The organism is Streptomyces sp. NPDC049597, assembly GCF_040675505.1.
GTDB lineage: Bacteria > Actinomycetota > Actinomycetes > Streptomycetales > Streptomycetaceae > Streptomyces.
In genome coordinates this window covers 698,165-724,291 of the sequence record NZ_JBFAOY010000001.1, presented here as the reverse complement: position 1 = coordinate 724,291, position 26,127 = coordinate 698,165, and the positions used below count along the sequence as shown (strand labels likewise).

At 72.1% G+C, this 26,127-nt stretch carries 26 protein-coding genes and 1 tRNA gene; 13 read left to right on the top strand and 14 right to left on the bottom strand.

What is annotated here, in order from left to right:
- The first annotated feature begins 558 nt into the window (after window positions 1-558).
- On the top strand, window positions 559-1,422 hold the full coding sequence (locus tag AB0K02_RS03215) for a fused MFS/spermidine synthase (RefSeq protein WP_365990591.1): 864 nt from the start codon (window positions 559-561) through the stop codon (window positions 1,420-1,422).
- Here the strand turns inward: AB0K02_RS03215 and AB0K02_RS03210 are convergent, their stop codons facing one another.
- Complete coding sequence (locus AB0K02_RS03210; protein ID WP_365990590.1) at window positions 1,423-1,935, bottom strand: hypothetical protein; 513 nt, start codon at window positions 1,933-1,935, stop codon at window positions 1,423-1,425.
- 89 nt (window positions 1,936-2,024) lie between these two features.
- Between AB0K02_RS03210 and AB0K02_RS03205 the strand changes: the two genes are divergently transcribed.
- The 6 genes from AB0K02_RS03205 to AB0K02_RS03180 all read left to right on the top strand — a co-directional run bounded on the left by AB0K02_RS03205 (window position 2,025) and on the right by AB0K02_RS03180 (window position 6,971).
- Window positions 2,025-2,726, top strand: coding sequence for a response regulator transcription factor (locus tag AB0K02_RS03205; protein WP_365990589.1), 702 nt, complete (start codon window positions 2,025-2,027; stop codon window positions 2,724-2,726).
- Window positions 2,723-4,117, top strand: coding sequence for a HAMP domain-containing sensor histidine kinase (locus AB0K02_RS03200; protein WP_365990588.1), 1,395 nt, complete (start codon window positions 2,723-2,725; stop codon window positions 4,115-4,117). The genes AB0K02_RS03205 and AB0K02_RS03200 overlap by 4 nt, the downstream gene beginning before the upstream one ends.
- Window positions 4,118-4,285: 168 nt before the next feature.
- Window positions 4,286-5,749, top strand: a complete 1,464-nt coding sequence (locus AB0K02_RS03195; RefSeq protein WP_365990747.1) for a cellulose binding domain-containing protein — start codon at window positions 4,286-4,288, stop codon at window positions 5,747-5,749.
- A 386-nt stretch (window positions 5,750-6,135) separates the two neighbouring features.
- Entirely contained in the window at window positions 6,136-6,354 is a 219-nt protein-coding gene (locus tag AB0K02_RS03190) for a hypothetical protein (RefSeq protein ID WP_365990587.1), read from the top strand.
- 195 nt (window positions 6,355-6,549) lie between these two features.
- Window positions 6,550-6,723 carry a DUF6233 domain-containing protein gene (locus tag AB0K02_RS03185; protein ID WP_365990586.1) on the top strand — a complete coding sequence of 58 codons (174 nt, stop codon included), beginning with the start codon at window positions 6,550-6,552 and terminating at the stop codon, window positions 6,721-6,723.
- 26 nt (window positions 6,724-6,749) lie between these two features.
- Window positions 6,750-6,971 (top strand): hypothetical protein, encoded by a 222-nt coding sequence (locus tag AB0K02_RS03180; RefSeq protein ID WP_365990585.1) that lies wholly within the window; start codon window positions 6,750-6,752, stop codon window positions 6,969-6,971.
- An 18-nt stretch (window positions 6,972-6,989) separates the two neighbouring features.
- On the opposite strand, the gene AB0K02_RS03175 is transcribed toward AB0K02_RS03180, so the two are convergent.
- On the bottom strand, window positions 6,990-7,442 hold the full coding sequence (locus AB0K02_RS03175; RefSeq protein ID WP_365990584.1) for a hypothetical protein: 453 nt from the start codon (window positions 7,440-7,442) through the stop codon (window positions 6,990-6,992).
- 201 nt (window positions 7,443-7,643) lie between these two features.
- Here AB0K02_RS03175 and AB0K02_RS03170 point away from each other — a divergent pair, with 201 nt between their 5' ends.
- The gene (locus AB0K02_RS03170) at window positions 7,644-7,865 is read left to right on the top strand and encodes a hypothetical protein (protein WP_365990582.1); all 222 of its coding nucleotides are present in this window, start codon (window positions 7,644-7,646) and stop codon (window positions 7,863-7,865) included.
- Window positions 7,866-8,144: 279 nt separating this feature from the next.
- Here AB0K02_RS03170 and AB0K02_RS03165 read toward each other — a convergent pair.
- From AB0K02_RS03165 to AB0K02_RS03150, 4 genes are all read right to left on the bottom strand, one after another.
- Window positions 8,145-8,217, bottom strand: a tRNA-His gene (locus tag AB0K02_RS03165).
- A 100-nt stretch (window positions 8,218-8,317) separates the two neighbouring features.
- Window positions 8,318-8,929 (bottom strand): oligoribonuclease, encoded by a 612-nt coding sequence (gene orn / locus AB0K02_RS03160; RefSeq protein ID WP_365990581.1) that lies wholly within the window; start codon window positions 8,927-8,929, stop codon window positions 8,318-8,320.
- A 268-nt stretch (window positions 8,930-9,197) separates the two neighbouring features.
- Entirely contained in the window at window positions 9,198-10,406 is a 1,209-nt protein-coding gene (locus tag AB0K02_RS03155; protein WP_365990580.1) for a helix-turn-helix domain-containing protein, read from the bottom strand.
- Between the two features lie 386 nt (window positions 10,407-10,792).
- Window positions 10,793-11,086 carry a hypothetical protein gene (locus tag AB0K02_RS03150; RefSeq protein WP_365990746.1) on the bottom strand — a complete coding sequence of 98 codons (294 nt, stop codon included), beginning with the start codon at window positions 11,084-11,086 and terminating at the stop codon, window positions 10,793-10,795.
- A gap of 471 nt (window positions 11,087-11,557) precedes the next feature.
- Between AB0K02_RS03150 and AB0K02_RS03145 the strand changes: the two genes are divergently transcribed.
- Window positions 11,558-12,079 carry a universal stress protein gene (locus AB0K02_RS03145; protein ID WP_177150970.1) on the top strand — a complete coding sequence of 174 codons (522 nt, stop codon included), beginning with the start codon at window positions 11,558-11,560 and terminating at the stop codon, window positions 12,077-12,079.
- 203 nt (window positions 12,080-12,282) lie between these two features.
- Window positions 12,283-12,855 carry a GPR1/FUN34/YaaH family transporter gene (locus AB0K02_RS03140; protein WP_365990579.1) on the top strand — a complete coding sequence of 191 codons (573 nt, stop codon included), beginning with the start codon at window positions 12,283-12,285 and terminating at the stop codon, window positions 12,853-12,855.
- Between the two features lie 172 nt (window positions 12,856-13,027).
- Here the strand turns inward: AB0K02_RS03140 and glmS are convergent, their stop codons facing one another.
- Together glmS and AB0K02_RS03130 are read right to left on the bottom strand one after the other, a co-directional pair.
- Complete coding sequence (gene glmS / locus AB0K02_RS03135) at window positions 13,028-14,845, bottom strand: glutamine--fructose-6-phosphate transaminase (isomerizing) (protein ID WP_365990578.1); 1,818 nt, start codon at window positions 14,843-14,845, stop codon at window positions 13,028-13,030.
- A 56-nt stretch (window positions 14,846-14,901) separates the two neighbouring features.
- Window positions 14,902-15,180 (bottom strand): hypothetical protein, encoded by a 279-nt coding sequence (locus AB0K02_RS03130; protein WP_365990577.1) that lies wholly within the window; start codon window positions 15,178-15,180, stop codon window positions 14,902-14,904.
- 263 nt (window positions 15,181-15,443) lie between these two features.
- Here AB0K02_RS03130 and AB0K02_RS03125 point away from each other — a divergent pair, with 263 nt between their 5' ends.
- Window positions 15,444-17,060 carry a beta-N-acetylhexosaminidase gene (locus tag AB0K02_RS03125; RefSeq protein WP_365990576.1) on the top strand — a complete coding sequence of 539 codons (1,617 nt, stop codon included), beginning with the start codon at window positions 15,444-15,446 and terminating at the stop codon, window positions 17,058-17,060.
- Window positions 17,061-17,154: 94 nt separating this feature from the next.
- Here the strand turns inward: AB0K02_RS03125 and AB0K02_RS03120 are convergent, their stop codons facing one another.
- From AB0K02_RS03120 to AB0K02_RS03100, 5 genes are all read right to left on the bottom strand, one after another.
- Entirely contained in the window at window positions 17,155-18,192 is a 1,038-nt protein-coding gene (locus AB0K02_RS03120; RefSeq protein WP_365990745.1) for an ABC transporter substrate-binding protein, read from the bottom strand.
- A gap of 203 nt (window positions 18,193-18,395) precedes the next feature.
- Window positions 18,396-19,556: an acyl-CoA dehydrogenase family protein gene (locus tag AB0K02_RS03115; protein ID WP_365990575.1), complete on the bottom strand. Its 1,161-nt coding sequence runs from the start codon at window positions 19,554-19,556 to the stop codon at window positions 18,396-18,398.
- 7 nt (window positions 19,557-19,563) lie between these two features.
- Window positions 19,564-20,508, bottom strand: coding sequence for a hydroxymethylglutaryl-CoA lyase (locus tag AB0K02_RS03110; RefSeq protein WP_365990574.1), 945 nt, complete (start codon window positions 20,506-20,508; stop codon window positions 19,564-19,566).
- Window positions 20,505-22,460 (bottom strand): acetyl-CoA carboxylase biotin carboxylase subunit, encoded by a 1,956-nt coding sequence (locus tag AB0K02_RS03105; protein ID WP_365990744.1) that lies wholly within the window; start codon window positions 22,458-22,460, stop codon window positions 20,505-20,507. Before AB0K02_RS03105 ends, AB0K02_RS03110 begins: the two co-directional genes overlap by 4 nt.
- Window positions 22,461-22,479: 19 nt before the next feature.
- On the bottom strand, window positions 22,480-24,096 hold the full coding sequence (locus AB0K02_RS03100) for a carboxyl transferase domain-containing protein (protein WP_365990573.1): 1,617 nt from the start codon (window positions 24,094-24,096) through the stop codon (window positions 22,480-22,482).
- An 88-nt stretch (window positions 24,097-24,184) separates the two neighbouring features.
- On the opposite strand from AB0K02_RS03100, the gene AB0K02_RS03095 reads away from it, so the two are divergent.
- Entirely contained in the window at window positions 24,185-24,778 is a 594-nt protein-coding gene (locus AB0K02_RS03095; protein WP_365990572.1) for a TetR/AcrR family transcriptional regulator, read from the top strand.
- A 144-nt stretch (window positions 24,779-24,922) separates the two neighbouring features.
- Window positions 24,923-25,711 carry a phosphatase gene (locus AB0K02_RS03090; protein ID WP_365990571.1) on the top strand — a complete coding sequence of 263 codons (789 nt, stop codon included), beginning with the start codon at window positions 24,923-24,925 and terminating at the stop codon, window positions 25,709-25,711.
- 18 nt (window positions 25,712-25,729) lie between these two features.
- Here the strand turns inward: AB0K02_RS03090 and AB0K02_RS03085 are convergent, their stop codons facing one another.
- Window positions 25,730-26,023 carry a hypothetical protein gene (locus AB0K02_RS03085; protein ID WP_365990570.1) on the bottom strand — a complete coding sequence of 98 codons (294 nt, stop codon included), beginning with the start codon at window positions 26,021-26,023 and terminating at the stop codon, window positions 25,730-25,732.
- Window positions 26,024-26,127 lie beyond the last annotated feature (104 nt).

Below are 26,127 nucleotides of genomic sequence, written 5' to 3'. Positions count from 1 at the left end.
CGGTGGTCTGACGGTGCCCCTGCGCGGTGCGGAGGGTGGGCCCCGGGGAGGGCGCTGTTCGTGTTCTCGCGCGGGCCCGCTTCGTCGGCGGTGCCCTGCCCCCGGCGTAGGGGCATCACCTGCTGTGCGGTGCGAGGCTCTGGCCGGCTTTCCCCCGGTGGTCTGACGGTGCCCCTGCGCGGTGCGGAGGGTGGGCCCCGGGGAGGGCGCTGTTCGTGTTCTCGCGCGGGCCCGCTTCGTCGGCGGTGCCCCTGCCCCCGGCGTAGGGGCATCACCTGCTGTGCGGTCCGAGGCATTCCGGCGGGCTTCCCTCCGGCGGCCTGACGGCGCCCGCCGCGCGGTGCGGAGGGGGTGGGCCAGACGGGCTGCCGCCCTGCCCCGCTCGGGCAGTGGACCCGCCGTGGCCGGGCCATGGGGCGCCCCCGGACCAAGTCGACGCCCCCCACACGGCCGGGTCCGGGGCCAGGGCACGCGGGCGCGGCAGGCCGCCGCGGGGGCCGTTTCGTGACCGGTCACACCCCCGCGCGCTCGCGCGCGAGCCGCGGCGATAATGGGGGCGTGGGCAGGCGCAGGCAGCGGGAGCGGGACGGCGGGGGGCTCGTCGAGCGCGTGGACGGCGGCGTCGCCGAGCTCGTCGGCGACCGCGAGCGGCCCCGCGGCTGGACCCTCCTCATCGACGGCGCGCCCCAGTCGCACGTCGACCTCGACGACCCCGGCCACCTCTCCTTCGAGTACCAGCGCAGACTCGGCCACGTCGTCGACCTGACGGCCCCGCCCGGCCGCCCTCTGCGGGTCGTGCACCTCGGCGGCGGCGCCTTCACCCTCGCCCGGTACGTCGCCGCCACCCGGCCCCGGTCCACACAGCAGATCGTCGAGATCGACGCCGCCCTCGTCGAACTGGTGCGCACCCGGCTCCCGTTGGACCCCGGCGCCCGCATCCGAGTCCGCGCGGCCGACGCCCGCGCCGGACTCGCCAAGGTGCCGGACGGCTGGGCGGACCTCGTCATCGCCGACGTGTTCAGCGGGGCCCGCACGCCCGCGCACCTGACCAGTACGGAGTTCCTCGCCGAGGTGAGAAGGGCGCTGCGCCCGGGCGCGTACTACGCGGCCAACCTCGCCGACGGCCCCCCGCTCACGCATCTGCGCGCCCAGATCGCGACCGCCGCCGCCGTCTTCCCCGAGCTCGCGCTCGCCGCCGACCCGACCGTGCTGCGTGGCCGCCGCTTCGGCAACGCCGTACTCCTCGCCTCGGACTCCGAGCTGCCGGTCGCCGAGCTGACCCGCCGCGTCGCCGGCGACCCCTTCGCGGGGCGCGTCGAACACGGCCGGGCGCTCGCCGACTTCACCGGAGGAGCGGCGCCGGTGACGGACGCGAGCGCCAAGGACTCGCCCGTACCGCCGGCCGACGTCTTCAAGAGCTAGCTACCGCTCGTCGAACTGGACCATCGGCGGGTGCCCGTTCCAGGTGCAGAACACCGACACCTCGTGGCCGTCCTGAGTGAACGTCACCCGGATCCACGCCGGCTGCGTCCACACCTGCATCTGCCAGCCCGACGCCGGTGTCGCCGAGACCAGTTCGGCCGAGTTCTGGCCGATGTCGAAGACGACCCGGCCGCCCTCGACGGTGTAGCCCTTCACGTTCCCCGCGGAGGCGGAGGGCGACGGACGCTTCGACGGCTCGGCCGGCGAGGGCCGCGACGGCGGGGGCGTGGCGGACGGCTTCACCGGGGACGGCGTGGGAGACGGGCGCGGCGTGCCCGGCGCCGGTTCCGGCGACGGAGCCTGCGGGGCCGAGGTCTGCGCCGTGATGGGCAGCGCGCGCGGGCGGTCGTACGCGGTTCCGGCCATGACCGTGTGGACGCCCCACCAGGACAGCGTCACCGCGGCTCCGGTGGACAGCGACCATGCCAGGGCATGCACCAGTCCTCTGCTCATCCGGGCCATAGTGCACCACACGTTCCCCGGCTGTCCCGCCCACCCGTCCACAGGGCCGGGGTCCTTCGGATGGCGTACGGTGCCGTCCCATGGCAAGTGTGCTCGTGGTCGAGGACGACCAGTTCGTGCGTTCCGCCCTCATCAGGCACTTGACCGACGCCTCCCACACGGTACGGAGCGTCGGCACGGCCCTGGAGGCGCTGCGCGAGGTGGCCCATTTCCGCTTCGACGTGGTCATCCTGGACCTCGGTCTGCCCGACCTGGACGGTGCCGAGGCCCTGAAGATGCTGCGCGGCATCACCGACGTGCCGGTGATCATCGCGACCGCGCGGGACGACGAGGCCGAGATCGTGCGGCTGCTCAACGACGGCGCCGACGACTACCTGACCAAGCCGTTCTCCGTGGAGCACCTGTCCGCGCGGATGGCCGCCGTGCTCCGCCGGGCACGCGCCGGTACCGGTGACGCCCCGCCGAGCCGCGTCCTCCAGGTCGGCGGACTGTCCATCGATCCGCTGCGTCGCCAGGCGGAGTTGGACGGAGTCCCGCTCGACCTCACCCGCCGTGAGTTCGACCTGCTGGCCTTCCTCGCCGGGCGGCCCGGAGTCGTCGTCCCCCGCAAGGAGCTGCTGGCCGAGGTGTGGCAGCAGAGTTACGGAGACGACCAGACCATCGACGTCCACCTGAGCTGGCTGCGCCGCAAACTCGGCGAGACGGCCGCTCGCCCCCGGTACCTGCACACCCTGCGGGGAGTGGGAGTGAAGCTCGAGCCGCCGAAGGCCGTGCGGCCGTGAGGTGGGCCCTGGTCAAGGTCTCCCTGGCCGTCACCGTGATGGTCGTGCTCGCCTTCGCCCTGCCGCTCGGCATGGTGATCAAGGAGATGGCGCGCGACCGCGCGTTCTCCAACGCCGAGCGGCAGGCCGCCGCCATCGGCCCCACGCTCACCGTCACCACCGAACGCGGGCCGCTGGAGCGCGCCGTGGAGTCCACGCCCGCCGGCGGGGCCGGCCGGATGGCCGTGCACATCCCCGCCTCCGGCGAACTCGGCAGCGTCCCGCTGGAGATCGGCACCCGGCGCGCGGCCGCCAAGGACCTCGCCACCGTGCAGCGCATCGGGCGTGCCTCGATCACCGAGGTGCCGGGCGGTTCCGCGCTGCTGCAGCCCACTGCCATCGGCACCGGGCAGATCGCCGTCGTCGAGATCTTCGTGCCGGAGGGTGAGGTGTCCAACGGCGTCGACACCGCCTGGCTCGTCCTCGCGGGCGTCGGCGTCGCGCTCGTCGTCGGGTCGGTCGCCGTCGCCGACCGGCTCGGCGTCCGCATGGTGCAGCCCGCCCGGCGGCTCGCGGGCGCGGCGCAGGAACTCGGGGAGGGCAGGCTCGGGGCTCGCGTCCCCGAGGAGGGGCCGCCCGAACTGCGTTCCGCGGCCGTCGCGTTCAACTCGATGGCCGACCAGGTCGTCCAGCTCCTCGCCAACGAGCGCGAGCTGGCCGCCGACCTCTCGCACCGGCTGCGCACCCCCCTCACCGTGCTGCGGCTCAACGCGGCCTCGCTCGGCGAGAGCGCAGCCGCCGAGCAGACCAGGGCGGCCGTCGCCCAGCTGGAACGCGAGGTCGACACCATCATCCGTACGGCGCGCGCGGCGAAGCCGCAGACCGCGGCGGCGGGGCCCGGCGCGGGCTGCGACGCCTCGGAAGTGGTGCGCGAGCGGATGGAGTTCTGGTCGGCGCTCGCCGAGGACGAGGGCCGCAAGGTGCGGCTTGCGGGCGTGGACCGGCCCGTACGCATCCCCGTGGCCCGCCCCGAACTCGCCGCGGCCCTCGACGCGTTGCTCGGCAACGTCTTCCGGCACACCCCTGAGGGCACCGCCTTCTCCGTCGACGTCCACAACAGCGACGACGCCGTCATCGTGCTCGTATCGGACGCGGGCGGGGGCATCGCCGACCCGGCCGCCGCGCTCGCCCGCGGCAACAGCGGGGCCAAGGACGGCTCGACCGGTCTCGGCCTGGACATCGTGCGCCGGGTCGCGGAGTCGACCGGCGGGGACGTGCGCATCGGCCGCTCGGTGCTCGGCGGTACGGAGGTCCGCGTGTGGATCGGGCTCGACCCGCGCGAGTCGGCGCGTGGCGAGCGCCGGCGCGGCCACCGCGGGCGGGTGCAACGGCGCCGCAGGGCGACCGTCTGAGAGCGCTCCACACCCGGCCGGCCCCCGAGCATTAATCGGCCCCGATGCCTTCCTTAAGCGCGTCCTAAGGAACCCGACGCCCGCCTGTGATCGGACGATTGTCCGTTTCGCGGCCGCTAGCGTGCTGCCGCATCCACCCCCACTTCCGCAATGCAGAGGCAGGACGCGATGGGCAGCAGTACGCACCGGCGCAGGGCGAGCGTCAGGACCAAGGCCGTCGGCGCGGTCGTCGTGGCGGCCGTGATCGGCGGCGCGGCGGTCGTCCTCACGGGCACCGCGCAGGCCGCGGCGGTCGGCGCCGCGTACACCAGGACCAGCTCCTGGGACGGCGGTTACACCGGTCAGTACGTCGTCACCAACGAGACCGGCACGGCCCGGTCCGGCTGGACGCTGGAGTTCGAACTGCCCGAGGGCACCACCATCGGCTCCCTGTGGAACGGTGAGCACACGGTGGAAGGGCGGCACGTCACCGTGAAGCCCGCGAGCTGGAACAAGGACCTCGCGCCCGGCGCCTCCGTCACGGTGGGCTTCGTCGCCTCGGCGAGCGGCAAGGCGGCGGACCCGGCGTCCTGCCTCATCGACGGCGTCGTGTGCTCGGCCGACGGGGGCCCGACGCCGCAGCCCAGCGGCCGTCCCACCGAGCAGCCCACGCCGACGCCCACCCCCAAGCCGACGCCGAGCACCCCGAGCGCCACGCCCACGCCGACGCCCACGCAGACGGGTGCGCCCACGCCGGGCGCGGCCGCGCGGTTCGCGCCGTACGTCGACACCTCGCTGTACCCGGCGTACGACATGCTGGACACCGCCGCCAGGACGGGCGTCAAGGAGTTCCACCTCGCCTTCATCACCGCGGGCGGCGGCTGCGTCCCGCTGTGGGGCGGTGTGACCGGACTCGGCGACGACAAGGTCGCGGCACAGATCGGCGACCTGCGCGCCAAGGGCGGCGACGTCCGCGTCTCCTTCGGCGGCGCCGCCGGCCGGGAACTGGCGCTGAACTGCGCGACGGCGGACGAGCTGGCGAAGGCGTACGGCAAGGTCGTCGACACGTACAGGCTGACCAAGGTCGACTTCGACGTGGAGGGCGCCGCACTTCCGGACACCGCCGCCAACTCTCGCCGTGCGCAGGCCATCGCGCAGCTCCAGAAGTCGCACCCGGACCTGGACGTCTCCTTCACCCTGCCGGTCATGCCGGAGGGGCTGACCCAGCCCGGCGTGGACCTCATCGCCGACGCGAAGAAGAACGGTGTGCGCATCGACGCGGTCAACATCATGGCGATGGACTACGGGCCGGCGTACAGCGGCGACATGGGCGAGTACGCGATCCAGGCAGCCACGGCCACGCAGGCGCAGATCAAGGGCGTGCTCGGGCTGTCGGACGCCGACGCGTGGCGGACCGTCGCCGTGACGCCGATGATCGGCGTCAACGACGTCGTCACGGAGATCTTCCGGGTGGAGGACGCGACCCAACTGGTGCGGTTCGCCGAGTCGAAGAACCTGGGATGGCTGTCGATGTGGTCCTCGACGCGCGACAAGCAGTGCGCGGGCGGGGAGAAGCCGGCGGCGGACGCGACGTGCAGCTCGATCCTCCAGGACCCGCTGGCGTTCACGAAGGCGTTCGCCGCCTACAAGTGACTCCGCGGCCTGCCCCGGGGGTCTGGCGCCTCGAGCGCCGGCGGGACTCCCGGGGCGGAGCCCGTTCACGGGATGTGGCCCCCGTGGGGGAGTCGGCGGACACCGCGCGAAGCGCCGTACGGCGCCGACCGTGCGGGGCACGGCACTCAGAGCCCGGCTGGGCTGACCGCAGAGACACGAATGCGCCCGCTGCCCCGGCCGAAGTCGGGACAGGGGGTGTGGTGGCGCATGGGTACTGGCGGCGGGTCGGGGCTGAGACTCCTCCGGCCCTGGCTGACGGGAACGGGGCCGAGGCCGGCGCTGCGGACGAGCTGATCGTGCGACTCGCGCAGCGCGTCTCCGCTCCTCCTGCGTAGCAGCGCCGGGTGCGGTCGTAGGATCCGGCCGTGGCTGATGAACTCCCCGAATCCCTGATCGAACTTCAGCGCGAGGCGGATCGGGCGCGCGATGCGGCGACGGCGGCCGGCGACAGTCCGGAAGCCTGGCGGCCCTGGGTGGAGGCGGCGGCTGTGGTGGAGAACGCGATCAGCGAGCACGCGGCGGCGGTAGGCGCGAACAGGTCCGAGCTGGAGAAAGCTGTGAAGAGGGCCGCCCGGGAGGGCTGATCATTCCCGCTGTGGTACCGGGTACGCCCGCCTGCACTCAAACATGTGTCCCCAATCCGCGCCTGATCTCCTCCGTTCCTGCGTCGCGTCCAGGAGCAGCAGCTCGCCCCAGACCGACCGCTGGATCGAGCAGGAGGAGCAGCGTGCCGCCGCGGCCGGCGCCGAGCAGAGGCTGCCCCGAAGGATCCGGGCTTCGTGATCTCTCACGGCATCAGCGCCGAGCGCAAGCCGTTCGAGGTTCACCTTGGCGACTGCCACATGGCGAAGAGGACCGAACCCTTACCAGCGGCCGAGGCCCGCCGACTGCTGGCCGACGGCGTGGAGGTGTGCCAGTTCTGCCGCCCCGACTCCGAACTCGGGATGCTCTGACCGGCTGGCGGGGGCACGCTGAGGGCATGGCCATCCACCCGCCGGTCGTCGTGTCGAAGCCATCGAAGAGCGGCGGTCGGCGCGTGCACATCGATAGCCAGATCATGGGCATGGCGCGCAGCCTGAAGGATCTTGAGGAGTTCCTGCGCCGTGCCGGCCTGGACCCGGACACGCTCGACATCGAGAGCACGGAGCTGATCGAGTGGCGGGGTGGCGGCCCGGACGTGTGGCCCGAGCCGCCACGGTAAGCCTGGTCAGGGCAGGTTCTAGATCTTCTCGGGCACCGCGGTGCTCAGCTTGCCGTTGTACCAGTAATTGGCGTGGGCCGTGTAATCAGTGCCGGGGAAGATGGTCATCCCGTAGCAGGCGGTCAGTTCGCCGGGCACGACGATTGTGCTCTCGCAGTGGGCCTGGGCGCCGATGCCGTAGCCGGCCGCGTTCTTCCACCAGACTGTGGCCGAATCGATTTTGATGTTCACGGTTGAGTTGTTGCGAACGAGGAGAACGGCCTGAGCGCTGGCATTGGTCTGGTTGAAGCCGATGCAAACCTGGTGGATGACCTTGGTGGACGGCGTGCTGTGTGTGGTGTCGCCGCAGTCGTAGGACGCCGGGGGGTTCCACGCCTGCCAGGTCGGGTACGCCGAAGCGGGGGTGGAAGCGAGGACAACAGCACTCGCGGCAGCGGCGGCCGCGGTGAGGGCGCGGCGGATCTTGGTCACGGATCTGTCCTTTCTGGCGCAGGAGTTGCTCCTGCGCGCGGGGCAGCCTAAGTGATCATCTTGTGCAGGGTCCATGTGTTCGAAGCCACGAGCGTGACCGTGCGGCGGGCGACGTGCTTCGGGCGGGCTGGGCGGGATCGAGGCTGCCGACCCGATTCCGCTGGGGATGCTGTGAGCTGCGGTGCGAAGCACCCTGGAGAGATGGGTGCGCCGATCGTCGTACATCGGCCGTCCGCGACGGGCGGCCGGCGGGTGACCATACGCCGCGGGGGGCGGGACGAGATCCTCGGGCTGGCGCACTCGGACTTCGACCTCATCGTGTTCTTGGAGAACGCGGGGATCTTGGACCCGGAGCCGCTCCTTGACGATCCGATCTGGGTGGAGTGGCGCGGCGGCCGCGCCCACCAGTGGGGCGCGGCGTAGTGACGACAGCTGTCGGTGCCACACCGTAGCCTCACGCCATGGAATGGGGAGACGCGTCCGGCTGATGGCGCCCTTGTCGTGTCGGTCGGGGCCCTGGTGGTGAGCCTCAAGAGCGCCGGGAGGCCGAAGACTGCCGTCCTTCTTCGGCCGTTCCACGATGCTCGCCATGATCTGACGAGACGACCGGGCGCAGACAGTCGTGTTCCCGTTGTGTTCCCGAAGTTCGGGGCATGACGAAGGCCCGGCCTGTCTTCGCAGGCCGGGCCCTTGATCATTCAGGGTGAGTGACGGGACTCGAACCCGCGACATCCTGGACCACAACCAGGTGCTCTACCAGCTGAGCTACACCCACCACGACCGGTCCTTTTCCCGACCGGCCGAGAAAAAGTGTACAGGGTCCCGGAGGGTGCTCGCGCCAGGGTTTCGCGGGGCCGCCCACAGGGATGATGCGGCTATGTCGCGGGCTCCGCCGGCAGCACGTGCTTCGCCGCGATCGCCCGCGCCGTGTCCGAGTCCGGCCCGGGCTGCGGGACGAAGACCGCCTCGCGGTAGTAGCGCAGCTCGGCGATCGACTCGCGGATGTCGGCGAGCGCCCGGTGGTTGCCGCTCTTCTCCGGACTGTTGAAGTACGCCCTCGGGTACCAGCGGCGCGCCAGTTCCTTGATCGAGGAGACATCGACGATCCGGTAGTGGAGGTAGCCCTCCAGCGTCGGCATGTCACGGGACAGGAAGCCGCGGTCGGTGCCGACCGAGTTCCCGCACAGCGGGGCCTTCCCGGGCTCCTTGACATGCTTGCGGATGTACGCGAGGACCTGCTCCTCGGCGTCCTCCAGCGTGGTGCCGCCGGCGAGCTCGTCGAGGAGGCCCGAGGCGGTGTGCATCTGGCGCACGACCTCGGGCATCGTCTCCAGCGCCGCCTCCGGCGGGCGGATCACGATGTCCACGCCGTCGCCGAGCACGTTCAGTTCCGAGTCGGTGACCAGCGCGGCCACCTCGATGAGTGCGTCGTCCGTCAGCGAGAGCCCGGTCATCTCGCAGTCGATCCACACCATGCGATCGTTCATGCGCCCTACCTTATGGGGCGCGTGACGACGGGGCCCCGGGCGTGCGCACATGCCCCCGGGCCGGGCCACACGCCACCGGGCCGGGCGCAGACCTCACGGGGCCGGCACACGCCACCATGTCGGGCCAACACGCACCGGGTCGGGCGCTCATGCCGTACGGCCCTGCGCACACGCCACCGGGCCGGGCGCAGACGTCATCCGGCCCGGGCCACACACCGCCGGGCCGGGCGCTCACGCGCCCGGCCCGGTGCTCACGAACGATGCCGTGCTAGCCCATGCTCCGCTGCCCCGGCAGGCCCGCGCGGCCGTACATCTCGGCCGCGCCCCGGACCGCCTCGGGCGGGGCGGCGGCGGTGGCCGTCGCTCCCGGCAGGCCCGCGGCCGCCGCGGCGGCGCGGCGCATGCCCGCCGCGGTCTGGGCCGGCACGACCGCGTCCACCATCGACGGCTGGCCCGGCTCGCTCTGGGGCCGGCGTGCCCGGTAGGCGGCCCGGTAGGCCGCGGGGGAGGACCCCAGCTGCCGCCGGAAGTGGCCGCGCAGCGCCACCGGCGACCGGAAGCCGCAGCGGCCCGCGACCTCGTCGACCGAGTAGTCGGAGGTCTCCAGCAGCCGCTGCGCCTGCAGCACCCGCTGGGTGATCAGCCACTGGAGCGGAGCCGAGCCCGTCAGCGAACGGAAGCGGCGGTCGAACGTCCGGCGGCTCATGTACGCCCGAGCGGCCAGCGTCTCCACGTCGAACTGCTCGTGGAGGTGCTCCAGAGCCCAGGAGACGACCTCGGCCAGCGGGTCGGAGCCGATTTCCTCGGGTAAAGACCTGTCGAGGTAGCGCTCCTGCCCACCGCTGCGGCGCGGCGGCACGACCAGCCTGCGGGCGAGCGCCCCGGCCGCCTCGGCGCCGTGGTCGGTGCGCACTATGTGCAGGCACAGATCGATGCCGGCCGCAGTGCCCGCCGAGGTGAGGACGTCGCCGTCGTCGACGAACAGCTCCCGCGGATCCACGTGCACGGACGGATAGCGCTTGGCCAGCGTCGGCGCGTACATCCAGTGGGTCGTCGCCGGGCGGCCGTCGAGCAGGCCGGCCGCGGCGAGGACGAACGCCCCGGTGCACAGCCCGACGATGCGGGCGCCCTCCTCGTGAGCCCGGCGCAGCGCCTCCACCGCCTCGGGCGGCGGCGGCGAGGTGATCGAGCGCCAGGCGGGCACCACGACGGTGCCTGCCCTGCTGATCGCCTCCAGGCCGTACGGCGCGGTCAGTTCCAGGCCGCCGGTGGTCCGCAGCGGCCCCTCCTCACCACCGCACACCAGCAGGCGGTAGCGGGGAACTCCGGCGTCCTGACGGTCAATTCCGAACACCGAGAGCGGGATGGAACTCTCGAAAATGGGGCCGCCGCTGAACAGCAGCACCGCGACGACTTCCCGGCGCCGGCGGCCGGAAAGTTTCCGTGCTGCCTCCGGTGCAGCGGAGTCCTGACTCATGACGCTAAGCCCCCCTCGAAGTGCGCGTCTCCCCGTTCTTTTCGGGCCTTTCGCTCCTGCACGTTTCCCCTCGGTTCCGCACGAGTCCCCCGGCCATCGATACTCATGATCGAATCTACTGCGTCCCGCGCCGCCGCCGTGACACGTTCGGCATGCCCCGCTATGTCGACTTGGCAACTTGGCGCGATGCTGTCGATCACGAAGCGTTCCACTCGAGGGGCCCCGCAGGGAAGTCCGCGTTCCGGGCATGGCCCGTCCCCGTAGGGTGCGAGCGCCGTCTGCGGTCCTTTCTTGCCTGGTGAGAAGCGGGTTGGCGGGCACTTTCGACAAGGTCCGGCCCGCTGTGTGAAGTTGGCTGAAAACCGATGGTGTGAGATGCGAACTCGTCAGTCGGCGGGCCCACTTACCGGACCGTGGTGAGCGTCCCGGCGCGCGCCCTCGGCGCCCCGGGCGCGCCGGCCTGTCCGCGGTGCGCCGCTCCGGACGCGCGCGTGGGCGGCCTCCCGTTCCGAGTGGCGCAGCAGCACCCGGCACGCGGCCGTCATGGCCGCGAGCCCCAGCGCGGCCGCCGCCGCCCCGCCGACGGACGTTCCGTACATCACGAGGACGACCGGTACCAGCAGGCAGGTGAAGACCGCCCAGCGCACGACGTCGCTCGCCGCGCCGGCCGCCGGGCGCAGCCCGGGGACGTGCGACGGGGCGGTCCGGCCCGGGGTGGCTGCCGGATTCGGGATCCGGCGCCGTCCGCGGCGCGGGGTCGAGGATCGCACGGGGTCGGAGGCGGGCGGACATGCGGGCACTCGGAACTCCTGGGGCGCGGCGGGAGGTCTGGGTCGGACCGGCGGATCCGCCCGTGCCTGTCCGGCGGATCATGCCGGCCGCCGGGCCCAACGAGCGCTGTAGCCGTCCGGTCACTGTGCGCGTCGACAGACGGCTGTAGTGGCCATGTGGCATTGCCATACGGGGCGGGCTGGGGCATGCTCCCTGGAACGCCGCGCATGGCACGGCGAGGCCTGGGCAGGAGAGGAGTGCCGCCGTACCCTTGGGGGTATGGGCTTGGGAAGATGATTCCCGGACATGGCTCCGCACCCGTCCCAACCGACGCACCTTCGCAGACCCTTCCCAAGAGGATCTTCTTCGCCGAGACATCGATGGCCGGTCACGAATTCCCCGATCCCGCGGACCGCAAGCAGGTAGCCGATCCCCTGTCGGACCTGCGGGCGGCCGAAGAGTCATGCCACTCCTGCGATCCCGCCTTCCGGCACGGAGTCGTCGTCGGATTCGACGGGTCGACCTCCAGCGAGCGGGCGCTCGCCTATGCCATCGGCATGGCCCGCAGGTCCGGTTCGGGCCTGATCATCGTCCATGTCGCCAACCGGCTGCCGACCACCGTCTGGGCCGGCTGTGAGCCCCCCGTCTTCGTGGACGTCCCCGACCACCGCACCGAGGTCCTGGGCCTGGAGCTGGCCTGTGCGGACTACCTGACCGAGGTCCCCTGGATCCTGGTCGAGCGCGGCGGCGACATCTGTCACGAGCTGGAGGAGGTCGGCCGCGAGTACTCGGCCGACGCCATCGTGGTCGGCTCCACGCACGGCATCGTCGGCCGGATCTTCGGCTCGGTCGCCGGCCGGCTCGCGCGGCGCGCCCAGCGCCCGGTGATCGTCATCCCGTGACCCCCGGGGCGCGCCCCACACGTCACTCCACTTCCCTCCGTCTCAGCAGGTGAGACATCGTCAACTCGCCTCGCACATACGGAAATCTACCCATCCGTAGCAGGTGGATTGTGCGCTTGTGAAGGGTACATACCGGTCGCTGGGTCCGCAGCACTGGGCAGCACCACTGCAGCACAACTGCACAGACAGGAAGGGAGCCCGCCGTGGACAACGGAGTCTCTGCGGGAAGCGCCGGATCGACCAACACCCTCGGCCGTCTCGCGCTCGGACTGACCCTGCTGGCGTTCGGCGTCGGCAACACCCAAGTGATCGACAACGTCACCGCGGCCGACGCCGCGGCCCTCGCGACCTGGGTCGGCGGCGTCGCACTGTTCGTCGTCGGTCTGCTCGAGTACCGGGCAGGCGACGGAGCTTCGGGCACGGCGTTCGCCGGGCTCGGCGCGTTCTGGTTCACCTGGGGCACCGGCGTGGGCAGTGAGGTGTCGGCCGAGGCGGCGGGCATGTTCATGCTGCTGTGGGCCCTGCTCGCGCTGACGCTGACCGCCGCGTCCTCCGGCAGCGGCATCCTCGGTCAGGGCGTGTACGGCCTGCTGTGCCTGTCCCTGCTGCTCGGCGCCATAGCCGCCTTCGCGGGCAACGCGGGTCTCGCCAAGGCGGGCGGCTGGGTCGGCGCGGTCGCGGGCCTCGTCGCGTGGTACGGGGCGACGGCGGCACTCGCCAAGTGGCCCACGTTCAGCGGACGCGCTGCCGGCCGGGGAGTGACGGCCACCGGCTGAGCGGCCGGGGGTGTCCCGCGGGAGGCGTCAGGCACCCCCCTCCGAGGCCGGCGTGACGGGTTGCGCGCCGGCCGGCACCAAGGGAACGCCCCCTGTGCGCTGGTGGCACGCACAGGGGGCGTTCTCCATTGTTGTTCAGGCTCGGTTCGCCCTCGAGGGGCGCCGGCCGGACCTACTCGACGGTGACGGACTTCGCCAGGTTGCGCGGCTTGTCGATGTCCCGGCCGAGGGCCAGGGCCGTGTGGTAGGCGAGGAGTTGCAGCGGGATGCCCATCAGGATCGGGTCCAGCTCGTCCTCGTTCTTCGGCACGACGATCGTGTGGTCGGCCTTCTCCTGCTCGCGGTGGGCGACGGCCAGGATGCGGCCGGAGCGGGCCTTGATCTCCTCCAGCGCGGCGCGGTTCTTCTCCAGGAGCTCGTCGTCCGGGACGATCGCGACCGTCGGCAGCGCGGGCTCGATGAGCGCGAGCGGGCCGTGCTTGAGCTCGGAGGCGGGGTACGCCTCGGCGTGGATGTAGGAGATCTCCTTGAGCTTCAGGGAGGCCTCCAGCGCGACCGGGTAACCGCGCACCCGGCCGATGAACATCATCGACTTGGCGTCCGCGTACTGCTCGGCCAGCTTCTTGATCTCGTCCTCGGACTCGAGGATCTCGCTGATCTGCGCGGGCAGCTTGCGCAGGCCCTCGATGATCCGCTTGCCCTCGGCGACCGACAGGTCACGGATGCGGCCCAGGTGCAGGGCGAGCAGGGCGAAGGCGACGACCGTGTTGGTGAAGCACTTCGTGGAGACGACGCAGACCTCGGGGCCGGCGTGGACGTACGTGCCGCCGTCGGCCTCGCGGGCGATCGCCGAGCCGACGACGTTCACCACACCGAGGACGCGGGCGCCCTTGCGCTTGAGCTCCTGGACGGCCGCGAGCACGTCGTAGGTCTCGCCGGACTGCGAGACGGCGATGTAGAGGGTGTCGGGGTCGACGACCGGGTTGCGGTAGCGGAACTCGGAGGCCGGCTCGGAATCCGCGGGGATGCGCGCCAGGGACTCGATCAGCCCGGCGCCGATCAGGCCCGCGTGGTACGAGGTGCCGCAGCCGAGGATCTTGACGCGGCGGATGCCGCGGGCCTCGCGGGCGTCCAGGTTCAGGCCGCCCAGGTGCACGGTGTTGAACCGGTCGTCGATCCGGCCGCGCAGCACGCGGTCGACCGCGTCGGGCTGCTCGCAGATCTCCTTGTGCATGTACGTGTCGTGGCCACCCATGTCGTAGGAGGCGGCCTCCCACTCCACGGTCTCCGGGGTGGCGGTGGTGGACGCGCCGGAGGTGGTGTACGTACGGAAGTCGTCGGCCTTGAGGGTGGCCATCTCGCCGTCGTCGAGGGTGACGATCTGGCGGGTGTGGGCGACCAGGGCGGCGACGTCGGAGGCGACGAACATCTCCTTCTCGCCGATGCCGAGGACGACGGGGGAGCCGTTGCGGGCGACGACGATGCGGTCGGCGAAGTCGGAGTGCATGACGGCGATGCCGTACGTGCCCTCGATCACCTTGACGGCCTCGCGGACCTTCTCCTCCAGGGTGGTGGCCTGGGAGCGGGCGATCAGGTGGGTGATGACCTCGGTGTCGGTCTCCGAGGCGAAGACGACGCCGTCGGCCTCCAGCTTGGCGCGCAGCTCGGCGGCGTTGTCCACGATGCCGTTGTGGACGACGGCGACCTTGTTCTCCGGGTCCAGGTGCGGGTGCGAGTTGACGTCGCTGGGCGCGCCGTGCGTGGCCCAGCGGGTGTGGGCGATGCCGGTGGTGCCGGCGAAGCGCTTGGGGACGCGGGCCTCCAGGTCGCGGACACGGCCCTTGGCCTTCACCATCTTCAGGGCGGCGGCCTTGGGGCTGTTGATCACCACGCCCGCCGAGTCGTACCCCCGGTACTCCAGCCGCTGCAGACCCTCCAGCAGCAGCGGAGCCACGTCGCGCCTGCCGATGTAACCGACAATTCCGCACATAGAAGTCTTGCCCCTCCGTAGATCAGATGTGTGCCCGGTGTGGAACGACCGGCCGGTCAGCCGTAGACCATGCGGCGCAGCTGGCGGAGCGAGAGCTCCGGCGGCGCCACGGCGCGGCGCGGCAGTTCTGCCGCGATGCGCTCGAAGATCTCGGCGTTCACGGCGCCCCCGGACTGAAGCTCACGGTGGCGGCGGCGAACGAATTCCTCGGTCGTCTCGTCGAAGTACGCCAGCACGTCGAGGACCACCCGGACCGCCTCACCGCGCTGGAGCGCGGTGCTGCGCACCAGATGGTCGACGAGGTCGTCGTGGGACGACGGGCGGTGTTCGAGCACTCGTAGATATTGAGGGGTGGAGGAGCGGCTTTGCAAGAATCCTGCCCGATTCCGGGCAGCATGCCCCTTCGCGGGTGCGATACGGGTCGCCTCGGCGTCGAACGCCAGGCACCGCCTTCTGGCGACTTCCGGCGGGGGCGGATTCCCGCCGTCGTGCGGGTGAGCGAGTGGTCTACACCTTGACCGCGGTTGAGGCGCGAGGTACGCATGGTGACAGTTCGGTTGCTCTGCGCACAGTCGAGACCCCCGTCGAAGGGACCCCTGTGAGTCAGCCCAGACCGATTCCGCGACTGCTCGGTTCGCTGTTGCTTCTGGTGGCGGCCGCCTTGTCGGGCGCCGCGGCCTCCGGGCTCGCGGCCACGCCCGCCGAGGCCGCCGAGCCCGACGTCCGCCCGCTCGGCCGGACCGTCCCCGTCCCCGCCTCCGTGGAGCCGGGCGGAGCGCCGTTCACGCTCACCGCCCGGACCCGTATCCGCACCGACGGCTCCGCCGCGGCACGCGCCGTGGGCGCCCGGCTCGCCGAGGTGCTGCGCCCCTCCACCGGCTACGCCCTGCCGGTCACCGACCGTCCCTCGGCCGGCGCCATCCGGCTGCGGCTGAGCGGCGCGGAGGCCGCGCTCGGCGAGGAGGGCTACCGGCTCCAGTCCTCGCACGGCGCGCTCACCCTCACCGCCCACCGGCCCGCGGGCCTCTTCCGCGGTGTGCAGACCCTGCGCCAGCTGCTGCCCTCCCGGGTGGAGAAGGACACACGCCAGCCGGGCCCCTGGCAGGTCGCGGGCGGCACCATCACCGACAGCCCGCGCTTCGCCCACCGCGGCGCCATGCTCGACGTCTCCCGGCACTTCCTCTCCGTCGACCAGGTCAAGCGCTACATCGACAACATCTCCCTCTACAAGATCAACAAGCTGCACCTGCACCTCTCCGACGACCAGGGCTGGCGCATCGCCGTCGACTCCTGGCCCCGCCTGGCCACCTACGGCGGCTCCACCCAGATCGGCGGCGGGCCGGGCGGCTACTACACCAAGGCCCAGTACAAGGAGATCCTGCGGTACGCGGCGGACCGCTACATCGAGGTCGTGCCGGAGATCGACATGCCCGGCCACACGAACGCCGCTCTCGCCTCGTACGCCGAGCTCACCTGCGACGGCGTCGCGCCGCCGCTCTACACGGGCACGGCCGTCGGGTTCAGCTCCCTGTGCGTGCCCAAGGCCGTGACGTACGACTTCGTGGACGACGTCATCCGGGAGCTCGCCGCGATCACGCCCGGGAAGTACCTCCACATCGGCGGCGACGAGGCCCACTCCACGAGCCACGCGGACTACGTGACGTTCATGAACCGGGTGCAGCCGGTCGTCGCGAAGTACGGCAAGACCGTCATCGGCTGGCACCAATTGACCGGCGCCACCCCGGCCGAGGGCGCGCTCGCCCAGTACTGGGGCCTGGACGGCACCAGTGCGGCGGAGAAGGCGCAGGTCGCCAGGGCCGCGCAGAACGGCACCCGGCTGATCCTGTCGCCCGCCGACCGGATCTACCTCGACATGAAGTACGACAAGGACACCGAGCTGGGCCTGTCCTGGGCCGGCTACGTCGAGGTCCGGCGCTCGTACGACTGGGACCCGGGCGCCTATCTTCGGGGCGTCCCCGAGAGCGCGATCGCGGGCGTCGAGGCGCCGCTGTGGACGGAGACGATCTCCACGAACGCGCACATCGACCACATGGCGTTCCCGCGCCTGCCCGGGGTGGCCGAGCTCGGCTGGTCGCCCGCGGCGACGCACGACTGGGACGACTACCGGCTCCGTCTCGCGGCGCAGGGGCCGCGGATGGAGGCGCTGGGGATCGACTACTACCGCTCGGCGCAGGTTCCCTGGCCGGCGCGGTAGCGGACGGGAGGAAGAGCGACAGGGACTGGCCGCGGCCTCCGGTCGCGAAACCGTCGAGACCGCCGTCGGCTCCGGTGAAGGTGAGCCGGAGTCGTCAGGAGACCTTCCTGGCGTTCTCGACGGCCTTGGCCAGGTCCTCGAGGACCGGCGCGCACTTGGCGTACGAGTAGACGGGCTCGGTGACGCGCGGGATGACCTGACCGGCCCTGACGGCCGGGAGCTTCGCCCAGGTCGGCTTGGACTTGTCGAGGTCCGCGGGCTGCAGTGTGCCGGTGCGGTTGTCGAGCATGATGATGTCCGCGTCGTACTTGTCGGCGTTCTCCCAGCTGAGTTCCTCGAACCAGCCGGTCGCGTCGAGCTTCGACGGCGTGATGATGTCGACGCCGAGCTGCTTGAAGTACTTCAGGTCGGTGGGGCGGTCCGGCGTCGAGACATAGAACAGGTCGGCGCTGCCGGAGCCGATGAGCACCTTGATGCCGGGGTTGGCCTTCGCCGCCCGGCGCAGCCGCTCGGCGGCCTTCTCGAAGCGGGCCTTGGCGTCGGTGACCTTCTGCGACGTCAGGTCCGCGCCGAGGGACTCGGCCAGCTGGGCGCGGCGGGCCAGCGCGGTGGGCATGTCGACCCCGGCGGCCCACAGCGCGGCGCTCGGGGCCAGCTTGAGGATCTTGTCCTTCGACTGGTCCGGTACGTACCAGAGGGCGTTCTTGTCCCACATGTCGGTGACGAGCAGTTCGGGCGCGAGTGCGGCGTACTTCTCGACGTTGAACTCGCCCCAGACGTTGCCCAGGATCTCGACCTTGCTGATGTCCAGGTCGCCGGCCTGCACGTCGGGCTTGCCCTCCGGTGTCCTGGTCGGGCCGAAAACACCCTTGACCTGGATCCCGTAGTCGTACAGCGCGGCCGCGGTGCCGGTGAAGGCGACGATGTTCTTCGGGACGGCCTTCGACTCGGCGGTGGTGCCGCGGTCGTCCTTGAAGGACCAGGGGCCCGCGTTCTTCGCGGAGTCCTTGCCCGAGCCGCTGCTCCCTCCCTCGTCCTGGCCGCAGCCGGCGAGTGCCGCGCCGAGCCCGAGGGCGCCGCCGGCGGCGAGGAGGCCGCGGCGAGTGAGGTGGGATGCGCGGGCGTTGGGCATGATGATGTCCGCTTTCGTGCGTGCTGCTTCGGCCACTGGCCAGATCCGAAGATAGGTTAGCCTAACCTCAGAAAGTGTCCAGCGTGGCCTGCTCGCCCGGCTCCGGGCGAGAGCGTGATCCCGGACATCGGGCGGGCCGGCCGCCGATACGCGAACGCGCGCGGCCCGCCGTCCGGCAGGTCGCGCGCGCTCGACGCGGTGGGTCAGCCGCCGAGGCCCAACTCCCGTGCGATCAGCATCCGCTGGACCTCGCTCGTGCCCTCGCCGATCTCCAGGATCTTGGAGTCGCGCCACATCCGGGCGACGGGGTACTCGTTCATGAAGCCGTAGCCGCCGTGGATCTGGGTCGCCTCACGGGCGTTGTCCACCGCCACCGTCGACGAGTACAGCTTGGCGAGCGCCGCCTCCTTCTTGAACGGCTCGCCCCGCACCAGCCGGGATGCCGCGTCGCGCCAGCCGACGCGCGCCATGTGCGCGCGCATCTCCATGTCGGCGATCTTGAACTGGATGGCCTGGTTGTCGCCGATCGGCCGTCCGAAGGCGTGACGTTCCTTCGCGTACTTGACCGACTCGTCGACACAGCCCTGCGCGAGCCCCGTCGCCAGCGCCGAGATGGCGATGCGGCCCTCGTCGAGGATGCGCAGGAACTGGGCGTAGCCCCGGCCCTCCTCGCCCAGCAGGTTGGAGAGCGGGACGCGGACGTCGGAGAACGACAGCTCGCGGGTGTCCGACGCGTTCCACCCGACCTTGGAGTAGGGGGCGGCGACCGTGAAGCCCGGCGTGCCCGACGGGACGATGATGGACGAGATCTCCGGACGGCCGTCGGGCTTGCGGCCCGTCACGGCCGTCACCGTCACCAGGCCCGTGATGTCGGTGCCGGAGTTGGTGATGAAGCACTTGGAGCCGTTGACGACCCACTCGTCGCCGTCGCGCACGGCCGTCGTCCGGGTGCCGCCCGCGTCCGAGCCGCACTCCGGCTCGGTCAGGCCGAACGCGCCCAGCAGCTCGCCCGAGCACAGCCGCGGCAGCCACTCGCGCTTCTGCTCCTCGGTGCCGAACCGGTAGACGGGCATGGCGCCCAGCGAGACGCCGGCCTCCAGGGTGATGGCCACCGAGGAGTCGACGCGGGCCAGCTCCTCCAGGGCGATGCCGAGGGCGAGGTAGTCACCGCCCATGCCGCCGTACTCCTCGGGGAACGGCAGCCCGAACAGGCCCATGCGGCCCATCTCGCGGACGATCTCGTAGGGGAACTCGTGGCGCTCGTAGAAGTCGCCGATCTTGGGCGCGATCACGTCGTGCGCGAACTCCTCGACCGTACGGCGGAGTTCCTCGTGCTCGGCGGAGAGCCGGTGGTCCAGGGACATCAGGGAGTCACTCCTTGTGGGAGAGGGCGCGGACGGTACGGGAGGGGCTGGGACGGCCCAGCTGTTCGGCCATCCACACGCTGGTGGCGGTGAGCCGGCCGAGGTCGACCCCGGTCTCGATGCCGAGGCCGTCGAGCATCCACACGAGGTCTTCGGTGGCGAGGTTTCCGGTGGCGCTCTTCGCGTACGGGCAGCCGCCGAGGCCGCCCGCGGAGGCGTCCACCGTGGTCACTCCGCACTCGAGCGCGGAGAGGGTGTTGGCGAGGGCCTGGCCGTAGGTGTCGTGGAAGTGCACCGCGATCGCGGTGCTCGGCACGCCCCTGTCGTTCAGCGCGGTCAGCAGCGCGCGCACGTGGCCGGCCGTCGCCACGCCGATCGTGTCGCCGAGGCTGAGCTCGTCGCAGCCCATGTCGAGCAGGCGGCGGGAGACCGCGACGACCTGGTCGACCGGGACCGGGCCCTCCCACGGGTCGCCGAAGCACATCGACAGATAGCCGCGCACCCGCAGACCGTGCTCGACGGCCCTGGTGACGACCGGCTCGAACATGGCGAGCGCCTCGTCGACCGTGCGGTTGAGATTGGCCTTGGCGAAAGACTCCGTGGCGCTGGCGAACACGGCGATCTCGCGGGCGCCGAGGCCCAGGGCCCGGTCCAGGCCGCGGTCGTTCGGCACGAGGACGGGCAGCCGCACCCCGGGGAGGTCGGCGACCAGCGGGAACAGCTGCTCGGCGTCCGCCAGTTGGGGCACCCACTTGGGGTGGACGAAGCTCGTCGCCTCCACGGTGGTGAGCCCGGCGGCGGCCAGCCGGCGGATGAACTCCGCCTTGACCTCGACCGGAACCACCGACTTCTCGTTCTGCAGGCCGTCGCGGGGGCCGACCTCGTGGATGCGCACCCTCGGCGGCAGGCCGTGGGCCCGCACCGTCATGGGCAGTCCTTCGGTGCCGGTCATGCCCCCGCCTCCTCGTCGGTCTCGTCCGGGGTGACCACGGCGAGCACCTGGTCCATGGCGACGGTCGAGCCCGCGGTGACGTCGAGCTCGGTGACCGTGCCCGCGTGCGGTGCGGAGATGACGTGCTCCATCTTCATCGCCTCCACCACCAGCAGGCTCTGACCGGCCGCCACCACGTCGCCCACCGCCACCTTGACGACGGTGACGGTGCCGGGCATCGGCGCGGCCAGGGTGTCCACGCCGCTGTGCGCGGTGCCGCTGAGGGCCGCCTCGACGGGGTCGTGGTCCCGCACGTGCCAGGAGTCGCCGTCCCGGCCGAGCCAGTCGCCCGCGCGGTGGAAGGTGTGCGTGACGCCGTGCATCTCGACGGCGACCGTGCCCTCCTCGACACGGGCGGCCGCCTGGCGCCCCACGGTGTGGGTGACGGGGTCGAGTCCCGGCACGCGCAGCGAGAAGGCGAGCGGGGCCGCCTCGCCGCCCATCCGCCAGCCGCTGGGCACCGAGAAGGGGTCCGTCCAGCCCGTCGTCCGCGGCGGCGCCAGCTCGGCGGCCCGCACGGCCGCCGCCGCCTCGTAGACCTCGTCCGGCGCTCCGTCCGGAACGAGTGCCTCCGCCTCCCGCTCGACCAGGCCGGTGTCCATCTCGCCGGAGACGACCGCCGGATGGGCGAGCAGCCGGCGCAGGAAACCGGCGTTGGTCGGCACGCCCAGCGTCACCGTCTCGGCCAGGGCCGCGCGCAGCTTGCGCAGCGCGGTGGCCCGGTCGGGGCCGTACGCGATGACCTTGGAGAGCATCGGGTCGTACAGGCTGCCCACCTCAAGGCCCTCGGTCAGGCCGGAATCGGTGCGCACCCCGTCGCCCTGGGGCTCGTGCAGACGCAGCACCGTGCCGCCGGAGGGCAGGAAGCCGCGCGAGGGGTCCTCGGCGCAGACGCGCGCCTCGACGGCGTGGCCCGTGAGGGTGATGTCGTCCTGGGCGAACGGCAGTCGCTCACCCGCCGCGACCCGCAGCTGCCACTCCACCAGGTCGAGACCCGTGACGAGCTCGGTGACCGGGTGCTCGACCTGGAGACGGGTGTTCATCTCCATGAAGTAGTACTGCGAAGGGTCGGTGCCCGGGACGATGAACTCCACCGTGCCCGCGCCCCGGTAACCGCAGGAACGGGCCGCCTGCACGGCCGCCTCGCCCATCGCGGCACGCGTCGCCTCGTCCAGCAGGACGGACGGGGCCTCTTCGATGATCTTCTGGTGGCGGCGCTGGAGCGAGCACTCGCGCTCGCCGAGGTGGACCACGTTGCCGTGGCCGTCGGCCAGCACCTGGATCTCGATGTGGCGCGGGCGGTCGATCCAGCGCTCGACGAGCAGGGTGTCGTCGCCGAACGACGCGCGTGCCTCGCGCCGGGCCGCCGCGATCTCGTCGAGCAGCGCCGACTCGACGCGGGTGAGGCGCATGCCCTTGCCGCCGCCGCCCGCCGAGGGCTTGAGCAGCACCGGCATGCCGATCTCACGGGCGGCCGCGGCCAGTTCCTCGTCGGTGAGCCCGCTGCCCGAGGACCCGGGGACGACCGGGACGCCGGCCGCCCGCACGGTCTCCTTGGCGCGGATCTTGTCGCCCATCAGCGAGATCGCGGACGGGGGCGGGCCGATGAAGACCAGACCGGCCTCGGCGCACGCCTGGGCGAAGCCCGCGTTCTCCGCGAGGAAGCCGTAGCCGGGGTGGACGGCCTGGGCGCCGGTCCGTGCGGCCGCGTCCAGCAGGCGGTCGATCGAGAGATAGCTCTCGGCGGCCGGCGCGGGCCCGATGCGCACGGCGGTGTCCGCCTCGCGCACATGGCGGGCGCCGGCGTCCGCGTCGCTGAAGACGGCCACGGAGCGCACGCCGAGGGACCGCAGGGTGCGGATCACGCGTACCGCGATCTCGCCGCGGTTGGCGACCAGAACGGTGTCGAACATCGTCATCGTGGAAGGTCCCTCACATCCGGAAGACGCCGAAGCCGGGCTCACCCAGCGGGGCGTTGGCACACGCGGTCAGGGCCAGACCCAGCACCTGGCGGGTGTCCATCGGGTCGATCACGCCGTCGTCCCACAGGCGGGCCGTCGCGTAGTAGGCATTGCCCTGCTGTTCGTACTGGGCGCGGATCGGGGCCTTGAAGGACTCCTCCTCCTCGGCGGACCACTCCTCGCCGCGTCCCTCCAGCTGGTCGCGCTTGACCGTGGCCAGCACGGACGCGGCCTGCTCGCCGCCCATCACCGAGATCTTGGCGTTGGGCCACATCCACAGGAACCGGGGGCCGTACGCACGGCCGCACATCGAGTAGTTGCCCGCGCCGTACGAACCGCCGACCACCACGGTCAGCTTGGGCACGCGCGTGCACGCCACTGCCGTGACCATCTTGGCGCCGTGCTTGGCGATGCCGCCCGCCTCGTAGTCCTTGCCGACCATGAAGCCGGAGATGTTCTGCAGGAAGAGCAGGGGGATGCCGCGCTGGTCGCACAGCTCGATGAAGTGGGCGCCCTTCTGGGCGGACTCGGCGAACAGGATGCCGTTGTTGGCGACGATGCCGACCGGGTGGCCGTGGATCCGGGCGAAGCCGGTGACCAGCGTCTGCCCGAACTCCGACTTGAACTCGGCGAACCGGGAGCCGTCGGTGATCCGGGCGATCACCTCGCGCACGTCGTACGGCGTGCGCGAGTCGACGGGGACCGCGCCGTACAGCCCGGCCGGGTCCACCTTGGGCTCCTCGGCCGGCTCGACGGACCACGGGAGCGGCCCGCGCTCCGGCAGGGTCGCCACGATGTTCCGCACGATCCGCAGCGCGTGCGCGTCGTCCTCCGCGAGGTGGTCGGTGACGCCGGAGATCCGCGAGTGGACCTCGCCGCCGCCGAGCTCCTCGGCGGTGACGACCTCGCCGGTGGCGGCCTTCACCAGCGGCGGGCCGCCGAGGAAGATCGTGCCCTGGTTGCGCACGATCACGGCCTCGTCGCTCATGGCCGGCACGTACGCCCCGCCGGCGGTGCAGGAGCCGAGCACCGCGGCGATCTGGGGGATGCCCGCGCCGGACATGCGGGCCTGGTTGTAGAAGATCCGGCCGAAGTGCTCGCGGTCGGGGAAGACCTCGTCCTGCATCGGCAGGAACGCGCCGCCGGAGTCGACCAGGTACACGCAGGGCAGCCGGTTCTCCAGGGCCACCTCCTGGGCGCGCAGGTGCTTCTTCACCGTCATCGGGTAGTACGTGCCGCCCTTGACGGTGGCGTCATTGGCCACGACGACGACCTCGCGGCCGCTGACCCGGCCGATCCCGGCGATCACCCCGGCCGCCGGCGCCTGTCCGTCGTACATCCCCTCCGCGGCGAGGGGCGCGAGCTCAAGGAACGGCGAGCCGGGGTCGAGGAGGGTGTCCACGCGGTCGCGCGGAAGCAGCTTCCCGCGCGCGGTGTGGCGGGCGCGCGCCTTCTCGCCGCCGCCGAGGCGGGCCGCCGCCAGGCGTGAGCGCAGACCGTCGGCGAGCTCCTGGTGTGCCGCCTCGTTGGCCTGCCAGGCCTCGGACGCCGGGTCCGCGGCGCTCGCCAGCACTGGTGCCTGCTGCATTGCTCGAGCTCCCTTGCTCGGTTAATGAGCGTTAACGTGTTGCTCCAAGGTTAACGACCGCTAACAGCCCTGTCTAGAATGAATTCCCATGAGCACCAGGACCTCGGCCCCGACGCGCCGCGAGCAGATCCTCAAGGAGGCCGCGCGCCTCTTCGCCGAGCGCGGCTTCCACGGCGTGGGCGTCGACGAGATAGGGGCCGCGGTGGGCATCAGCGGACCCGGTCTCTACCGCCACTTCCCCGGCAAGGACGCGATGCTCGCGGAGCTGCTCGTGGGCATCAGCGAACGGCTCCTGAGCGGTGGCCGGCTGCGGGTCGAGGAGGCGTCGGCGGGCCCGGACGCGGTCCTGGAGTCCCTGATCGACGGGCACATCGACTTCGCGCTGGACGACCGCCCGCTGATCACTCTGCACGACCGCGAGCTGGACCGCCTGCGGGACAGCGACCGCAAGCTGGTCCGCCAGCTGCAGCGCCAGTACGTGGAGCTGTGGGTGACGGTGGTGCGCGAGCTGCATCCGGCCGTGGCGGAGTCGGAGGCGCGGGCCGCCGTGCACGCGGTGTTCGGCCTGCTCAACTCGACCCCGCACCTCGGTGCGAACGGGGGAGGCCCGCTGGGCCGCGCGGCGACCGAGTCGCTCCTGCGGCGGCTGGCGCACGGGGCGTTCGCGTCCCTGAGCGGCTGAAGGGGCCCCTCTCCGGACGGCTGACCGGCTGACCGGCTGACCGGCTGACCGACGGGCCGCCGGCCGCGCGTCCCGCGGACGTGCGACACGTCCGCAGGACAAGACGGTGCGTACGCTCCGCGCACCCCACGGCACAATGGGCTCATGCCGATACCCAGCCGCGCCGCTCTGGTCGACCACCTCGTCCGCACACGTATCGCCGGGAACGTCGCCACCCCCCGCGACAACAACCTCTCCCACTACCGCAGGCTCGCCAACGGAGACCGGCACTACTGGCTGGGGCTGGAGCTCGGCGACCGCTGGAGCGACGAGCAGGACGTGCTGGCCGTCATGGCCGAACGGTGCGGCGTCGACGACGACCCCGAGCACCGGCAGGGCCAGGACACCATCGACCCCGAGCTGACCGTCGACGCCCTGGAGCGCATGGCCGCGCGCCTGCGCAAGGCCGCCGACGCGCAGGAGCGGGTGCTGTTCGCGACCGGGCACCCCGGCGGCCTGCTGGACGTGCACCGGCAGACCGCTGAGGCGCTCCGGGCCGCCGGATGCGAGATCGTACGCATCCCCGGCGGCCTGATGGCCGACGAGGGCATGGTCTTCCAGTTCGCCGACGTCGCCGTGCTGGAGCGCGGCGCGACCCTGTGGCACACCCACTCGCCCGCGCCGATGGCCGCCATCCTCGACGGTCTCGCGCGCGAGGGCCGGCCGCTGCCCGACCTGGTCGTGGCCGACCACGGCTGGGCGGGCTGCGCGGGCCAGCGGGGCATCGACGCCGTCGGCTACGCGGACTGCAACGACCCGGCCCTGTTCATCGGCGAGGCCGAGGGCACCCTCCAGGTGACGGTCCCGCTGGACGACCACGTGACCGACCCGCGCTTCTACGACCCGATGACGGCGTACCTGCTGGACGCGGCCGGGCTCGGCCCGGCCGCGTGAGGCCGGGCCTGCGGGCCCTCAGTCGCGCCAGGTGCCGCGCACGACGCCGTACGTGCCGCCCAGCAGCATGAGCATCAGCGCGCCCCGCACCACGAGCCCGAGGCCCTGACGGACACCGCCGGGGAGCCCGGCGGACCAGTCACGCAGGACCATCAGCAGCACCACGGCGCCCAGGATCAGCGCGCCCCCGCCGACGGTCCACAGCGCCCGTGCGGCGGGTGACGCCGTCGCCCACCCGGTGGTCCCGGCCGCGTCGTACGACGACGGGTCGTCGTACGACGGTTCCTCCTCGGCCGGCGGCTGAGCGCTCACGGGTGTCGGTTCCTTCGACGGTCCCGGTGCGCCGCCCGGGCAGGCGTGGTCCCGGGGGATGGTCGGCCCCCGGGGATCCGCACGGGCGCTTGTGGCGCCCCGAG

Bases quoted from the DNA above. Each gene is read 5' to 3' on its own strand.
- orn (WP_365990581.1), bottom strand. From the start codon at position 8,929: ATGAACGATCGCATGGTGTGGATCGACTGCGAGATGACCGGGCTCTCG.
- AB0K02_RS03145 (WP_177150970.1), top strand. From the start codon at position 11,558: ATGGCCGGTCACGAATTCCCCGATCCCGCGGACCGCAAGCAGGTAGCC.
- AB0K02_RS03170 (WP_365990582.1), top strand. From the start codon at position 7,644: ATGGGTGCGCCGATCGTCGTACATCGGCCGTCCGCGACGGGCGGCCGG.
- AB0K02_RS03205 (WP_365990589.1), top strand. From the start codon at position 2,025: ATGGCAAGTGTGCTCGTGGTCGAGGACGACCAGTTCGTGCGTTCCGCC.
- AB0K02_RS03155 (WP_365990580.1), bottom strand. From the start codon at position 10,406: ATGAGTCAGGACTCCGCTGCACCGGAGGCAGCACGGAAACTTTCCGGC.
- AB0K02_RS03195 (WP_365990747.1), top strand. From the start codon at position 4,286: ATGGGCAGCAGTACGCACCGGCGCAGGGCGAGCGTCAGGACCAAGGCC.
- AB0K02_RS03180 (WP_365990585.1), top strand. From the start codon at position 6,750: ATGGCCATCCACCCGCCGGTCGTCGTGTCGAAGCCATCGAAGAGCGGC.
- AB0K02_RS03100 (WP_365990573.1), bottom strand. From the start codon at position 24,096: ATGCAGCAGGCACCAGTGCTGGCGAGCGCCGCGGACCCGGCGTCCGAG.
- AB0K02_RS03090 (WP_365990571.1), top strand. From the start codon at position 24,923: ATGCCGATACCCAGCCGCGCCGCTCTGGTCGACCACCTCGTCCGCACA.
- AB0K02_RS03095 (WP_365990572.1), top strand. From the start codon at position 24,185: ATGAGCACCAGGACCTCGGCCCCGACGCGCCGCGAGCAGATCCTCAAG.
- AB0K02_RS03115 (WP_365990575.1), bottom strand. From the start codon at position 19,556: ATGTCCCTGGACCACCGGCTCTCCGCCGAGCACGAGGAACTCCGCCGT.
- AB0K02_RS03210 (WP_365990590.1), bottom strand. From the start codon at position 1,935: ATGAGCAGAGGACTGGTGCATGCCCTGGCATGGTCGCTGTCCACCGGA.
- AB0K02_RS03105 (WP_365990744.1), bottom strand. From the start codon at position 22,460: ATGTTCGACACCGTTCTGGTCGCCAACCGCGGCGAGATCGCGGTACGC.
- glmS (WP_365990578.1), bottom strand. From the start codon at position 14,845: ATGTGCGGAATTGTCGGTTACATCGGCAGGCGCGACGTGGCTCCGCTG.
- AB0K02_RS03120 (WP_365990745.1), bottom strand. From the start codon at position 18,192: ATGCCCAACGCCCGCGCATCCCACCTCACTCGCCGCGGCCTCCTCGCC.
- AB0K02_RS03110 (WP_365990574.1), bottom strand. From the start codon at position 20,508: ATGACCGGCACCGAAGGACTGCCCATGACGGTGCGGGCCCACGGCCTG.